The organism is Desulfovibrio psychrotolerans, from assembly GCF_013340305.1.
GTDB classification, from domain to species: Bacteria; Desulfobacterota; Desulfovibrionia; order Desulfovibrionales; family Desulfovibrionaceae; genus Halodesulfovibrio; species Halodesulfovibrio psychrotolerans.
The window spans coordinates 23,451-37,087 of record NZ_BLVP01000035.1; the positions used below are offsets into that span (position 1 = coordinate 23,451).

A 13,637-nucleotide genomic window follows, 5' to 3' on the forward strand; every position below is an offset into this window, starting at 1 on the left:
TCCGCTACTGCCAGCCGAAATACCGCCCCGCCGCCACGCAGACCATGCCCACGGCCACGGTGCCGAAAAAGCTGCGGGTGCGCCACGCCACCAGAAAGGTGGGCACCGCCGCCAGCAGCGAAAGATTGCCCGTGTTCAGCGCCACCGCACCGTCCTGCACCAGCAGGGCGGGAGCCAGCAGCGCACTGAGAATGGCGGTGGGTACGTAGCCCAGCCAGCGCACCGCCACGGGGGGCAGCTCCCGCGAGGAAAGCGCCCATATCGGCAGCACGCGCGGCAGATAGGTTACCACGGCCATCCCTGCTATGATCAACAGCACAAGCGCGTCGGAATACTGCATGTTACGCCCCCTTTTTTTCGCGGCAGCAGAGCACGGTGCCCAGCGTGGCGCCGCACACGGTTGCCAGAATCACGTTCCACTGTCCCGCGCCCGCCAGCATAAATCCCACGGAAAGTGCAGCCGATGCCAGCCCCACCAGCACATGCATGTTGGTACGCACCTGCCCCACCAGCAGGGCTATGAACATGGCGGCAAGGGCATAGTCCAGCCCCAGCGGCTTCACGTCTCCGATAAGGTTGCTGGAAAACACGCCCAGCACCGCACCCGCTATCCATGAAGACTGCGCCGTGGCGTTCAGGGCATAGGTTTCCGCCGCGCCTGTGCGTCCTTCCGCAAAACGGCGGGTGTGCATGGCAAAAGATTCGTCCGTCAGTTCAAAGGCAAACAGCGCCTGCCGCAGCCGCGACCAGCCCCGCAGGTATGGTGCCAGTGCCGCCGCCATGAGCAGGTGGCGCAGGTTCACCACAAAGGTGGTCAGCACCACCGAAAGCGGCGAAACCGAAGCCGCCAGCAGGCTCACCGCAATAAATTGCGCAGACCCCGCATAGACCAGCACGGACATGAGAATGGTGTTCCATTCGGAAAGCCCGACCTTGCGGGCAAGCACGCCGTAGGCGAATCCCACGGGCAGGTAGCCCATGACGATGGGCAGTGCCTGCCGCATGCCCGAAAGCGTATCCGCCAGCAGTCTGGGGTGCGTGCCGGGGTGCGTACCGGGGTGCGCACCGGAAAACCCTGTATCCATACCGGAAGCCGCTACAGCCGCAGCAGTCCCGCCCGGAGAGTCCGTATCCGGAATAGCCTCGTTCCGTAAAACCGTATCCGATGAACCGGCGGTCTGCGCCTGTCGTCTTGTGTGTGCTGCCATCAGCGACCTCTGCTAAGTTTGTGTCGGTGGTACCGGGCTTGTGGCTTGCAGTAAACCCCGAAAACTGTCACCATAACAGACACAGAAATATGAAAATTCAATCACAACAGATTGCCTGAACCCTTTGACAAAGCTGCCACCCTCATGACCACCAACACCCGCGATTCCAAGCAATCACACCTGCGCCCGCCGCATGCTTCCCAAGGCTCCCATGACCCCTACGCGACCAACACGACCCAAGCGACCCGCACCACCGCCACGTCCCAGACATCCATGAACGGCGAGCCGTTCCGCTATCATCATGTAGAACGTCAGGTGCTCACCATGATCGAATCGGGCCGATACAATCCCGGCGACAAGCTGCCTTCGCTGCGGTCCGTATGCACAAGCATGGGCGTAAGCCTTGCCACCGCCAATCACGCTTACATGGAACTGGAACGCAAGGGCATTGTGGAGGCACGCCCCCGCTCGGGGTTCTTCGTGCGCAAAACAGTCGCCCACCTGCCGCTGCCAGCGGCACAGCGCACCATTTCCGGCCCCGATGCTCCCGTCAAACCAGCCACCCTGGCCAGAGTAAACGGCACAGGACCAGGTGACTGCATGGCAGGCGACAGCATGGCAGGTGGCAGCGAGGCAGGCGAAGAAAACCGTACCCAGCTCATCCAGAAGGTGCTGGAAGCGGTGGGCAACACGCGCATGGTCTCTTTCGGCTGCGTAAGCCCGGACCCCGCGCTGCTTCCGGGCAAGGCTCTCGCGCGCATCATGCAGGACGTGCTGCGCTTTTCCCCCGGTCAGGCGCTGGCGTACGAGGTCATTCAGGGCAACGAACACCTGCGCAGGCAAATCGCGTGGCGGGCGCAGCAATGCGGGCTGCGGGCAGAAGCGGACGACGTGCTCGTCACCGCCGGAGCCATGGAGGCACTGTACATCACCCTGCGCTGCCTCACCCGCCCCGGCGACAACGTGGTCATCCAGTCGCCCACATATTTCTGCTTCATCCAGCTGCTGGAAAATCTGGGACTGCGCGCCATCGAGGTGCCGTCCAGCCCGGAACACGGGGTATCGCCCGCCGCCCTGCGTGAAGCCATAAGCAAGTATTCCGTGGCGGCATGCATCCTCTCCGCCAACTTCAACAATCCGGACGGCGCGCTCATGCCGGATGCAGCCAAGCGCGAGATTGTGTCCATGCTCGCGGAACGGGGTATTCCCCTCGTGGAGGACGATGTGGCGGGGGATGTGCACTTCGGCCCTTCGCGCCCCGCACCGCTCAAGGCGTTCGACACGCGGGGCACGGTAACGCTGTGTTCCTCGTTCTCCAAAACCATCGCCCCCGGGTACAGGGCGGGATGGATGCTGCCCGGCACATTCATGTCCAAGGCTCTGGAAATCAAGGCCACCACCAATGTGTGCTGTCCCTCCCCCACCCAGATGGTCATTGCCGAATTCCTCGGGCAGGGGCTGTACGAACGGCACCTGAAGCGGCTGCGCGCCGCCACGGAACGCCAGATGCAGACCGTGCGCCACCAGCTTGCGACGCATTTCCCGCCGGGTACGCGTGTCACCCGCCCGGAGGGAGGTGCTTTTCTGTGGGTTGCCCTGCCGGAGGGCATGGACAGCGTGCGGCTGTTCAATCAGGCCAAGGCGCGAGATATTCTCATCGCTCCCGGCCCCATCTTCACCACCCGCGACCAGTACCGCAACTACATACGCCTTTCCTGCTGCGGGGTGTGGAACGAATCCATGCAGCAGGCCATGTGCACGCTGGGCCAGCTTGCCGCTCCGCAGCCGCTGTCCCAAAGACCAGACGGGTTGCCGTAAAAGTTCCCGTAACCGCCACCGACCAGCCCCGGCCAAATACATGTCGGCCAGCTATCGAAGACTGGGCAGTCCCTACGAACATCCCGCGCAGCGGGCGCGCCCCACGCCGCCCTTGCGTCCCGCGTAGGCGCGGGCCAGCCCGCCGGTGGATGTTTCGCGATACAGGCTGGGCAGGTCGTGCCCGGTGCTGGCCATAACGGTGACCACCTCGTCAAAGGGAATGCGGTGCGTGCCGTCGGAAAGAATAGCCATCTGCGCGCAGGACAAGGCGCGGGTGGCGGCGCAGGCGTTGCGCTCTATGCAGGGAATCTGCACCAGCCCGTCCACCGGGTCGCAGGTAAGCCCCAGATGGTGCTCCAGCCCCATCTCCGCCGCATACTCAATCTGCCGCAGCGAGCCGCCCAGAAGCTGCGTGGCTGCGGCACAGGCCATAGCGCAGGCCGCCCCCACCTCACCCTGACACCCCACCTCCGCACCGGATATGGACCCGTTATGCTTGATCACGTTGCCGAAGAGTCCCGCCGTGGCCAGCGCACGCAGCATGTCGCCCTCCGCAAGCTGCTGCACCTCCATAAGGTAGCGCAGCACGGCAGGCACCACTCCGCTGGCTCCGCAGGTAGGCGCGGTGACTATAACCCCGCCCGCCGCATTCTCCTCCGAAACAGCCATGGCATACGCCGTGAGCAGCCCCGTCTGCTGCATGTCCTGCGAGGCAAGGCGTGTGCGGCGGAAATAGCTCCATGCGTGCCGCCGCAGCCCTATGGAACCGGGCAGCACGCCCTGCGTTTCCAGCCCCCTGTTCACGGCTTCCTGCATGGCCTGCCACACACCGCGCAAAAAATCCCAAATATCCCGGCCCTCGCAGGCTTGCACATACTCCCAGTAGGTCATGCCCCGGTCTTCGCAGTGGGCCATCATCTCCGCCATGCCGGGCAGGGCATACACCCGCTGCCGGGCCTGCGCCTCCTCCCCCGCCACGCGCACGGCTCCGCCGCCCACGCTGTACATGGTAACGGCATCGGTCACGTTGCCCCCGCTGTCCAGAGCCTCAAAAACCATACCGTTGGGGTGCTCCGGCAGCTTCTCCGCCGCGCGCCAGACCACCTCTGTCCGGTCTGCTCCCAGCACGGCCAGCACCGCCGCGTCCGTAAGGTGCCCCTTACCCGTGGCTCCCAGACTCTCAAACAGGTGCACCCTGTAACGCACCGCACCGGGTGTGCGTTCAAGAAACTGCTGCGCCGCATACCTCGGCCCCATGGTATGGCTGGAAGAAGGCCCCACGCCTATGCGGTACAATTCCCGGATGCTCTCCATACATGCTCCCTGAATATGTTCTGCCTTGCTTCCTGCCCCAATTGCATTCCCGCGTTCTCCCCTCATGCTGTTGCTGCGGCGGCAATGCCGGGAAGGATTACAACGGGTACACCGGCGGCTATTCCAGCGGAATCCGCACGTAGAAGGTGGTCCCTTCTTCCGGCGTGGATTCGAACGACACCGTGCCGCCCAGATAATTGGTGACGAACAGCCGCGCGCTGTATGTACCCAGCCCCCTGCCCCGCCCCTTGGTGGAGAAAGTACGCTGGAACATCTGCAACTGCACATGCCGGGGAATGAACGGCTCGCTCCTCACAAAAAAATGCACTGCCCCACCCGTGCTCAGGTATCCCATGGTCACGGTCTGACCGGGACGCGAGGCTTCCAGCGCGTTCTTGACCAGATTCTCCAGCGAACGCTGCAGCAAGGCCCTGTCCGTGGTCAGGGTAATGTCCGGGGCGGAGAGCGTCTGCGGGTCAAGCACAAGATGCCGCCCTTCCGCGAACACGTTTGTGGAATACAGCATGCGCAGCTCTTCCAGCATATCGCGGGCAGAAAAAACATCCCGCATCACCATCAGGTCTGTGGATTCTGCGGAAAACAGCAGTTGCATGAACCGGGCTTCGCGCACCAGCAGCGAGGCACGCTCCTCCACGGCCAGCGCCAGTTCACGCAGCTTCTCATCCACTGCGTCACCCAGCAGCCGCATGGCACCCGATATGCCGCCAAGAGCGTTTACCGCATCATGCAAAAACACCCGTTCCAGCAGTTCCCGATCCTTCTCGCGTGAAATGTCGCGCAGGTAGACAATGGTGTAGTGCTCCTCGTCCAGTTTCGTCCCGGCTGCGTCCACCTGCAGGTTCAGCGCGTTGATCAGCCCATGATGCTTGGTGAGTACCCGGCTCTCGGCCCCGTATACCGCCCCTTCCTGCACCCCCAGAACGGCCCGGACATTGCCGCAATGACCGCAGGCAGGCGATTCCCCGCATCCGCCCATCTCCTGAGAATGCACACAGAAGATACGCTCACCGGGCCTGAAACCCAGCGCCTCTTCTTCTGTCGCGCAACCGAAGAAACGAACAGCGTGCCCGTTGGCATACACAATCTGCCGCGCCTCGTTGAGCACTATAAACGGTATGGGAATGGTCTCGGCAAGCCTGCCGCCCAGATGGGCACGCACGGCATCCGCCTGCCTGCGGATCTCGGCGGCGGAAAGGCGGTTTGCAGTTGCCTTATGCGGCTCCAGGGGCTCCTGAACCGCCCCGGACAGGGCACCTCCGTCCCCGCGCCCCGGACTGTCCGCAGACACGTCGGAACCGCAGGGCGGCGCATGCTCGCCGGGGGCGGCAGAATCGGAAGGTGCGCGCGAGGCACTTCGACGTCTGGGCACAAAAACCTGCCTGTGTGGAAGATTGGAAACCCAAGGACCATACACCTGAGCAGATCCTTACATGATGCCATCATACCCCAAAGAAGATTGCCTGATAAGCAGAACCATTCCCCGCGGCACGATTATCATGCCCCCCGCCATCCCCGGGCCATGGCAACGGTCCACGCCTCGTCCAGCGCACGGGCAAGCCGGTCCCTGTCCACCGGCTTGCCCACAAAGGCGTCCATGCCCGCTTGCAGAAACCGTTCCCGGTCGCCCGCCATGGCATGTGCGGTAAGCGCCACAATGGGAATAGCGCTATACGATTCCGGCGATTCACGGAGAATACGCGTAGCCTCCAGCCCGCTCAGCACAGGCATCTGCACGTCCATGAGCACAATATCCACCCCCCCCTGCCGTACCATGCGCACTGCTTCTTCCCCGTTGCCCGCCACGGAAACAGTGTGTCCATGGTCTTCCAGAAAATAGGTAAGAAACTCCTGATTCAAGTCGTTATCCTCGGCCAGCAGAATGCGCAGCGGACGCACAGCGGACGCAGTCCCGCAGCCCTGCGACAGTGCCGCGTGAAGTCCAGCAAGCTCCTCAGGGGCCCGCATCTCCAGCGAGACGGAAAAATAAAACCGGCTCCCCTCGCCGCTGCGGCTTTCCACCCCCAGACTGCCGCCCATGAGGTGAACCAGGTGGCGGCAGATGGCAAGCCCCAGACCGCTTCCCCCGTGCTGGCGCGAAAGGCTGCCGTCCACCTGCGAAAAGCTGTTGAACAAATCACCAAGCCTGTCTTCCGGTATACCTACACCAGAGTCCGTAATGGAAAACAGCACGGCCTGACGCCCCGGTGCAGAGCCCACGCGGTGCACCTCCACCAGCACCTGCCCGGACTCGGTGAACTTTATGGCATTATCCATAAGGTTCACCAGCACCTGTCGCAGCCTGCCGGGGTCGCCCGTCACCCAATGTTCCAGCCCGCCGTCAAATTCCATGCGCAGGGCCAGTCCCTTCTGCTCCGCCCGCAGCCGCAGAGTCTCCATGCAGTCTGTCAGCAGCGAATGCAGATTAAAGGGCTTGCGTTCCAGCGTCATCTTGCCCGCTTCGATGCGCGAAAAATCCAGCACATCGTTGATCACGCCCAGCAGCCCGTCGGAGACATTCTTGATGATGGTGAAATGACGGTGCCACTTCTCCGGCGGCCCTTCGCTGAGCGCCACCTCGGTTATGCCCATGATGCCGCTTATGGGAGTGCGCAGTTCGTGGCTGATGTTGGCAACAAACTGCCCTTTCAACTCGCTGGCTGCCTCCGCCGCCTCCTTGGCCTTGCGCAGGGCGGTTTCGTATTCCTCGCGGCGGGTCACGTCCGTGAGCACGGTCATGCCCGCCTCCACCTCGCCCCGGTCATTCAGCAAGGGCTGGGCATGGGCATGATATACCCTGTCCTTCACGGATACGGTAAAGTTGACACGCCTGCCTTCCAGCACGGCGGCATGGTGCGGTGCCAGTTGCGACGCCACCTCCGGCGGCAGACATTCAGTGGGCCGCCTGCCTTCCATCTGCACCTTGCGCAACCCTGCGGCCTCCAGCCCCTGCCCGTCCGCAATGGTTATGCGCCCCGAACGGTCAAAGAGCATGATGATGCCCACGGGAAAATTTTCCGCCAGCGTGCGGTAATACTTGTCCCGCCGAGAAAGGGCCGCGCGGGTGGTACTGAGCATCTGCCGCTGCCGGTAGAGGATGTACGTAATCCACAACCCCAGAGCACTGAAGACCATGACCATGCCGATGAGCCAGTTACGGCGGCGTTCCCACTCATCAAGCAGGCCGGCAAGTTCATAGGCAGCCGCCACCCGCAGCGGATACCGCGGCATGCCGTACACAAGGGCGAATCCCGTCTTTCCGCGCACCTGTGTCATGCCTCCCGGTGCCACGGCAACCCTGCCCACCCCGTCAAACAGTGCCGCCGCATCGCCTTCCGGGTGCCGCCACGCTCCTATGGTCCGGCTGGTCCTGTCCAGCAGAAGCATGGCATCCGGACGCTGCACATGCGCCGCACGGAAGCGCTCATACAGGGCAACGGGAGAAATTTCCGCCAGCAGTATCCCCAGAAATTCACCGTCAGCCTTCCCCAGCCGCCAGCTGAGAAACAACTGCCCGGGCTGCCCCCCTTCCGGCGGAAAAGCCGAAAACCGCGAAAGTTCATGGCTGTCCCTGTGCGCTGCGAACCCGGCAGCGTTACGGGATACAATAAGCGGCACCCTGCCCGGGCGCATGGCGTAGCGCACGTTGCCCCCGGCATCCAGTATCACCATGTTCGCCAGTTCGGGCAAAAAGGCAAAAGTCTGCTGCACTTCGTCTGCCAGCCGTTCATCGGACCACAAGCCAGCTCCACTGCCATGTCTGCCGTCAGACCTGTCACCCGTCCCGCTTTCCGTGCCGCTTTCCGTTCCGGCCCCGCTGTGCCCGGCAAGTCCGCCATGCGCAACAATATCCCGCGAAAGGTGCGCAAAACGGCCGTTCACCACATCGAGCAGGCGTTCGGTGTATTCCGCCAGAAACCACACGTGGCTCTCCAGCCGGTGCCGCGCCGTCTCAAAGATGCGCTCCCTGTCTCCGCCCAGGAAGGTCATGCTGATAAGGCTTGCCAGAAACAGCACCAGAAACAGGAAACCGGAAAGAAAGAGGGCGTTCCACCGCAGGCTGCCGCTTCTCATGGTGTGCCCTGCCCTGCGGGTGCACCGGATGCCTGCCCGGCAAGGCGTGTTTCCATTTCGCTGAAAAACCGCTCCAGTATGGCGTTGGAAACCAGCAGCCCGTTGCGGGTGAGGCTCAGATAGCCGTTGCGCAGCCGGACCAGACGGTTCCTGTGCAATGCGTGAATGAGCGACTTGTTGTCCTTTATGAAATCCCGCCCGGTAAGCTCGCGGTAGGCCTTTACCCGCAGCCCCCTTGTGGTGCGCAACCGCAGCATAACCAACTCCTGTACCCGTTCGTGCAGGCTCAGGACTTCCGCTTCATGTCCCACCGTGCCAGTGCGCACCGCGCCTGCGTAGGCCGCAAGGTCGCAGGGATTGGTCCATCGCCTGCCCATAAGGGTGGAAACCGCCGCAGGACCGAAGCCCAGATATTCCGCCCCCTCCCAGTAGCCCGTGTTGTGGCGGCACTGAAATCCCATACGGGCAAAGTTGGAAATCTCGTAATGCAGGTACCCCTGCGATTCCAGATACTCCGCCCCGTAGATGAACATCTTCCCCTGTTCCCCGTCGTCCGGCAGGGAAATCCTGCCTGCACGCACGTCCCGCTCAAGGGGGGTTTCCTCCTCCACGGTCAGCCCGTAGCAGGAAAGGTGCTCCGGCCCCAGCTTGACTATGGCGCGCAGGTCTTCAAGCCACAGCTTGAGCCTCTGGTTGGGCAGCCCCCATATGAAATCCAGATTTATGTTGCCGAACCCGAGTGTCCTCGCCAGTTCAAACACGCGCACCGCGTCCCGCGCGCTGTGCGGGCGCCCCAGCAGCTTCAGCGTGGCAGGGTCCATACTCTGAAAACCCATGCTCAGGCGGTTTACCCCAGCCTCCAGCAGGCCGCTCAGGGTGTCCATGGTTCCCACGGACTCCGGGTTGGCCTCCAGACTTATTTCCGCGGCGCGCTCCACGGCAAAGGCCTTGCGGATGCGGTCCAGCACGGTGGCAACGGCGCGGTGCGGCAGCATGGAAGGCGTCCCGCCCCCGAAGAACACCGTACTCACGGGCACCCTGCCCAGCCGGTCGCCCCACAGGGCTATTTCGCGCAGCAGTGCGTCCAGATACACCTGCACGGCGTCACCCCGGGGGACTTCGGAATGAAAGGCGCAGTACCCGCACTTGCTTCGGCAGAAGGGAACATGGATATAGAGCAGCATGCGCCGACTCTAGGAGTCGCGGGGCGCAGCGTCAAGAGCACCCTATGCGGCGTGCGGAGAGACAACCGCCCCGGAGGCAGGCGGCGCGCTGGCTTCCGTCCGGCTTTTGGTATAGTGAAAGAGAAAAACGCCCTGCCCAAACGGAAGGATAGACACGCATGCACGACGCCGTCTTTGACTTTTACATGCGCAGCCACCGCATGAACGGATACACCGAGCCGGGACTGGCCATGTTTTTCGGAGAACAGCTCCTCAAGAACATGGATCCGCTGCCGCCGCAGGACCGGCACAGAAGGTTGAAGCTGGCGGCCGGGCTGCTCCGGCAGGCCCTGCTGCTCAACCCTTTCGACAGGGTGCTGCGCGGCGTGGTGAACCAGTTGGCAAATGCCGCCCCCGCCTCGGAGATATTCACAGCGTGGCTGGGGGCCTGCAACAAGGCGCTGGAAGACAGCGAAGACATGTTTGTGGGCGAGGCACTGGAACAGGCCGAGGAGTGGAAACAGGAAGAGGAACGACTGCTGCACACCGCCCTGTCACACGAATCTCCCTGCCTGCGGCACGCCTGCGTCATCAAGCTCTGGGAACTGGGCAATGCGGACATGTTCGCGGAAGCCGCCTGCGCCATGGCCGCTTCCGAATACGGCCCGCTGGTCTGCGGCCTTTATGCCTACGGAGCCATGGCGGCACAGGATACTCCCCTGTGCAAGGGGCTGCTTTCCCGCGCCCTGATCAACCCCCTTACGCTGAATCTCAAGGCGGAACGGGCGGCGGCTGCGGGTGATGCCGCATCCGCGCGCGGCCTGTTGCTGCGCTCGCTGGATGCCCTGCCCGTGCAGACCCACCTGCTGCTGCGCCTGCACGAACTGGAAACGCCTGCACCTCCCCCGCTGCCAGAGACTGTGCGCACCAGTGTGCTCTTCTACACATGGAACAAGCTGGATGTGACCATGGACACCCTGCGCAGCCTGCTGCTCAGCGAGATAGGCGATGCCCACATCGCCTTGCTGAACAACGGTTCCACCGCCTTCAGCCCCGAGGAATTTTCCGCCGCCGTGGCAGGCGTGGCGCAGGGCCGCGCAGTGGAGGTCATCCAGTTGCCCGTGAACATCGGCGCACCCGCCGCACGTAACTGGCTGTGGCAGTTGGAATCTTCCCGCCGCTCGGACTACACGGCCTTTCTGGATGATGATGTCTATCTCCCCCAAAACTGGCTGCGCTGCTTCCTGCAGGATGCCGCAGAGCACCCGGATGCCACGGTCATCGGCCCGCGTGTGGTGAACCCCGGCCGCATACCCACCATCCAGTACGTGGCGCGTTTCTTTTCGCAGACAGACACCAACCTCATCCGCTTCACCAACAACGCGCCCCTGTTCATGGACCTGCAACAGTTCACCTACCGCCGCCCCTGCCTCTCGGTCATGGGGTGCTGCCACCTGTTCAACCGCGCAGCCTGCGAGCGGCTGAACGTGCCGGGGTTTGACGTGCGTTTCACCCCGTCACAGGTAGACGACCTTGAACACGACATTCAGGTCTGGCTTGCCGGAGGTTCCGTGCTGTACGACGGGCGCGTCACCGTGGTGCACAGGCAGGACGCAGGACGCGCCGCACCGCGCACCGAGGCTGGCTGGGGCCACGTGTGGGGCAATCATATGAAGATGGAGATGAAGATTACCGGCGGCGAACTGGCACGGGTGAACCGCAGCGTTCAGGCGGCGGATGATGCCCACCTAGCCCGTTGCGCGGCAGCCGCCCTGCCCGAACTTTCACCCCGTGCCCGCACATTTCTGGTCTTGTGCGGACTGGCTGGGTAGGTCTGTGCCCTACCAACCGTTGGTTTTACGTACGTACGCCTCAAACTCTGCCACGGGCAGCGGGCGGGCATAGTAATAGCCCTGCACCTCGGGGCAGCCGTGGCGGCGCAGAAAGTCCAGCTGCTCCGCAGTCTCCACACCTTCCGCCACCACCTGAAGCGAAAGGTTCTGCGCCATGGTGATGACCGTAGAAACAATGTTGGCATCGTTCTCGTCGTTCAATATGTCACGCACGAAGGAACGGTCTATTTTCAGCGTGTTTATGTGGAACGTCTTGAGATAATACAGCGAAGAATGCCCGGTGCCGAAGTCGTCAATGGCGGTGTGGATACCGCGCCGAGCCAGTTGCTCCAGTAGCGATACGGTCTGCCCCAGATCGCTCATCATGGTGGATTCCGTAATCTCCAGTTCCAGCAGTTCCGGGTCCAGCCCGGAGTCTTCCAGCACCGCGAAGACCAGTTCCGCAAGGTTTGCCCTGAACTGGTGGGCAGAAATATTCACCGCAACCCGCAGGCCGGGCAGACCGGAAAGATGCCACCGGCGCGCCTGCTCACAGGCATCGCGCAGCACCCGCTCGCCAAGCTGTACGATCAGCCCCGTATCTTCCGCAACAGGTATGAAGTCTGCCGGGTTGCCCACGGTTCCGTCCGGCTTGAGCCAGCGGACCAGTGCCTCCATGCCCACCACCCTGCCGGTGCGGATATCCACGCGCGGCTGGTAGTAGGGAACAAATTCCCCGTTTTCCAGCCCCTTGCGAATATTCTTTTCCATGGCAAGCCGGCGAGTCACCTGCTCCACCATGGAAAAATCGAACCGCCGCCAACTGGACCGTTCGCGGGCCTTAGCCCGGTACATGGCTATGTCCGCGTTCTTGATGAGGGTATCCGGGTCTTCCCCGTCCTCCGGGTAGCTGGTGGCTCCCACGCTGGTGCTCATGTACAGTTCGTGCCCATCTATCATGAAGGGTCGGCGGAACGCCGCCAGCACCACCTCCGCCTGCCGGTCTATCTCTTGTTCCTCGCTGATCTCCGGCATCACAAGCACATACTCGTCTCCGCCCAAGCGCGCCACTATGCCACGCTCACCCATAAGGGCGTGCAGCCGCTCTGCGGTTTCCTTGAGCAGCTTGTCGCCCAGTTGGTGCCCCAAACTGTCGTTCACGGTCTTGAAGTTGTCCAGATCAAGGAACAGCACCGCAAACCTGCCGCCTCTGGCGGAGTGCGCCTGTATGAGAACGGCAATTTCCTGCTTCAGCTTAAGGCGGTTGGGCAGCCCGGTCAGTTCATCGTGGTGCGCCTGATAGGTAATCTGGGCTTCTTTGCGCTTCAGCTCCGTAATGTCATGAAAAGTGCCCACCTCGCCGGAAGGCTTGCCGTCCCGGTCGTAGAACACACTCTTGTAGAGCACAAAATTATGGCGCGCCCCGGAAGATGTCTGCAGTTCCATTTCGCAGTGTATCTTGCCTCCGGGAGCGTAAACGTCCGCCTGACAGGAAACCTCGGAAGGCAAAAGCCGCTGGGAAGACTGTCCCACAATGTCCTCACGTCGCACACCCAGCATATCGCTGAACACCTTGTTGCAGCCAAGGTACATACCGCCAAGGTCCTTGTAAAACACCGGATTGGGCATGGATTCGATAAGAATTTCAAGGAACTGGTTCTTTTCCTGCAACAGTGCCTGCACTTCCAGCAGACGCGCGTTGGCGTTGCGCAGTTCGCTGGTGCGCATGGAAACCTCGCGCTCCAGCCGTTCCTGATACCGATTGCGCTCTTCCAGCAGACGCGCCCGTTCAAGCGCCTTGGATACGGCGTGCTCCAGCACCATCATGTCAGAAATGGGCTTGGTCACAAAATCCCACGCGCCTAACCGCAGGGCTTCCACCGCCTCTTCCAGCACGCCCACACCGGAAACCACAATCACTGGCGTCATGGGCGATTCCACCTTAAGCCTGCGCACCACCTCCATGCCGTCCATAACAGGCATGCGCAGGTCCACCAGAACAAGGTCCGGCCCCTCTGCGCGGAAAACCTCCAGCCCCAGGGCTCCGTTTTCCGCCTGACAGACGCGGAAGCCGCTGTCCTCAAGGTAGGCGACAATATTTTCCCGGACATTAAGGTCGTCGTCTATGGTGAGTATGGTCGCCGGGAATTCCTGCATGGACTGTCAGCCCTCTCGTGTTATCCGTTATTTCGCAGTGTCAGACTTCATAA

9 protein-coding genes are annotated in these 13,637 nt (G+C 62.4%); 2 read left to right on the forward strand and 7 right to left on the reverse strand.

The window, feature by feature from the left end:
- Window positions 1–4: 4 nt before the first annotated feature.
- Together HUV26_RS13805 and HUV26_RS13810 are read right to left on the reverse strand one after the other, a co-directional pair.
- Window positions 5–340, reverse strand: a complete 336-nt coding sequence (locus HUV26_RS13805) for an AzlD domain-containing protein (RefSeq protein WP_174410720.1) — start codon at window positions 338–340, stop codon at window positions 5–7.
- 1 nt (window position 341) lies between these two features.
- Window positions 342–1,208 carry an AzlC family ABC transporter permease gene (locus HUV26_RS13810; protein ID WP_308483162.1) on the reverse strand — a complete coding sequence of 289 codons (867 nt, stop codon included), beginning with the start codon at window positions 1,206–1,208 and terminating at the stop codon, window positions 342–344.
- A gap of 144 nt (window positions 1,209–1,352) precedes the next feature.
- Here HUV26_RS13810 and HUV26_RS13815 point away from each other — a divergent pair, with 144 nt between their 5' ends.
- The gene (locus tag HUV26_RS13815; RefSeq protein WP_308483163.1) at window positions 1,353–3,026 is read left to right on the forward strand and encodes an aminotransferase-like domain-containing protein; all 1,674 of its coding nucleotides are present in this window, start codon (window positions 1,353–1,355) and stop codon (window positions 3,024–3,026) included.
- 72 nt (window positions 3,027–3,098) lie between these two features.
- Here HUV26_RS13815 and HUV26_RS13820 read toward each other — a convergent pair whose 3' ends face one another.
- From HUV26_RS13820 to hemW, 4 genes are all read right to left on the reverse strand, one after another.
- Window positions 3,099–4,340 (reverse strand): L-serine ammonia-lyase, iron-sulfur-dependent, subunit alpha, encoded by a 1,242-nt coding sequence (locus HUV26_RS13820; RefSeq protein ID WP_174410721.1) that lies wholly within the window; start codon window positions 4,338–4,340, stop codon window positions 3,099–3,101.
- 118 nt (window positions 4,341–4,458) lie between these two features.
- On the reverse strand, window positions 4,459–5,730 hold the full coding sequence (locus HUV26_RS13825; RefSeq protein ID WP_174410722.1) for an ATP-binding protein: 1,272 nt from the start codon (window positions 5,728–5,730) through the stop codon (window positions 4,459–4,461).
- 125 nt (window positions 5,731–5,855) lie between these two features.
- Complete coding sequence (locus tag HUV26_RS13830; RefSeq protein ID WP_174410723.1) at window positions 5,856–8,432, reverse strand: ATP-binding protein; 2,577 nt, start codon at window positions 8,430–8,432, stop codon at window positions 5,856–5,858.
- A complete protein-coding gene (hemW, locus tag HUV26_RS13835) occupies window positions 8,429–9,616 on the reverse strand; it encodes a radical SAM family heme chaperone HemW (protein ID WP_174410724.1) in 1,188 nt (395 codons plus the stop codon). Before hemW ends, HUV26_RS13830 begins: the two co-directional genes overlap by 4 nt.
- 158 nt (window positions 9,617–9,774) lie before the next feature.
- Here hemW and HUV26_RS13840 point away from each other — a divergent pair, with 158 nt between their 5' ends.
- Entirely contained in the window at window positions 9,775–11,427 is a 1,653-nt protein-coding gene (locus HUV26_RS13840; RefSeq protein WP_174410725.1) for a glycosyltransferase, read from the forward strand.
- 9 nt (window positions 11,428–11,436) lie between these two features.
- On the opposite strand, the gene HUV26_RS13845 is transcribed toward HUV26_RS13840, so the two are convergent.
- On the reverse strand, window positions 11,437–13,584 hold the full coding sequence (locus HUV26_RS13845; protein WP_174410726.1) for an EAL domain-containing response regulator: 2,148 nt from the start codon (window positions 13,582–13,584) through the stop codon (window positions 11,437–11,439).
- Between the last annotated feature and the right edge of the window lie 53 nt (window positions 13,585–13,637).

Bases quoted from the DNA above. Each gene is read 5' to 3' on its own strand.
- HUV26_RS13840 (WP_174410725.1), top strand. From the start codon at position 9,775: ATGCACGACGCCGTCTTTGACTTTTACATGCGCAGCCACCGCATGAAC.
- HUV26_RS13815 (WP_308483163.1), top strand. From the start codon at position 1,353: ATGACCACCAACACCCGCGATTCCAAGCAATCACACCTGCGCCCGCCG.
- HUV26_RS13845 (WP_174410726.1), bottom strand. From the start codon at position 13,584: ATGCAGGAATTCCCGGCGACCATACTCACCATAGACGACGACCTTAAT.
- HUV26_RS13810 (WP_308483162.1), bottom strand. From the start codon at position 1,208: ATGGCAGCACACACAAGACGACAGGCGCAGACCGCCGGTTCATCGGAT.
- hemW (WP_174410724.1), bottom strand. From the start codon at position 9,616: ATGCTGCTCTATATCCATGTTCCCTTCTGCCGAAGCAAGTGCGGGTAC.
- HUV26_RS13805 (WP_174410720.1), bottom strand. From the start codon at position 340: ATGCAGTATTCCGACGCGCTTGTGCTGTTGATCATAGCAGGGATGGCC.
- HUV26_RS13820 (WP_174410721.1), bottom strand. From the start codon at position 4,340: ATGGAGAGCATCCGGGAATTGTACCGCATAGGCGTGGGGCCTTCTTCC.
- HUV26_RS13830 (WP_174410723.1), bottom strand. From the start codon at position 8,432: ATGAGAAGCGGCAGCCTGCGGTGGAACGCCCTCTTTCTTTCCGGTTTC.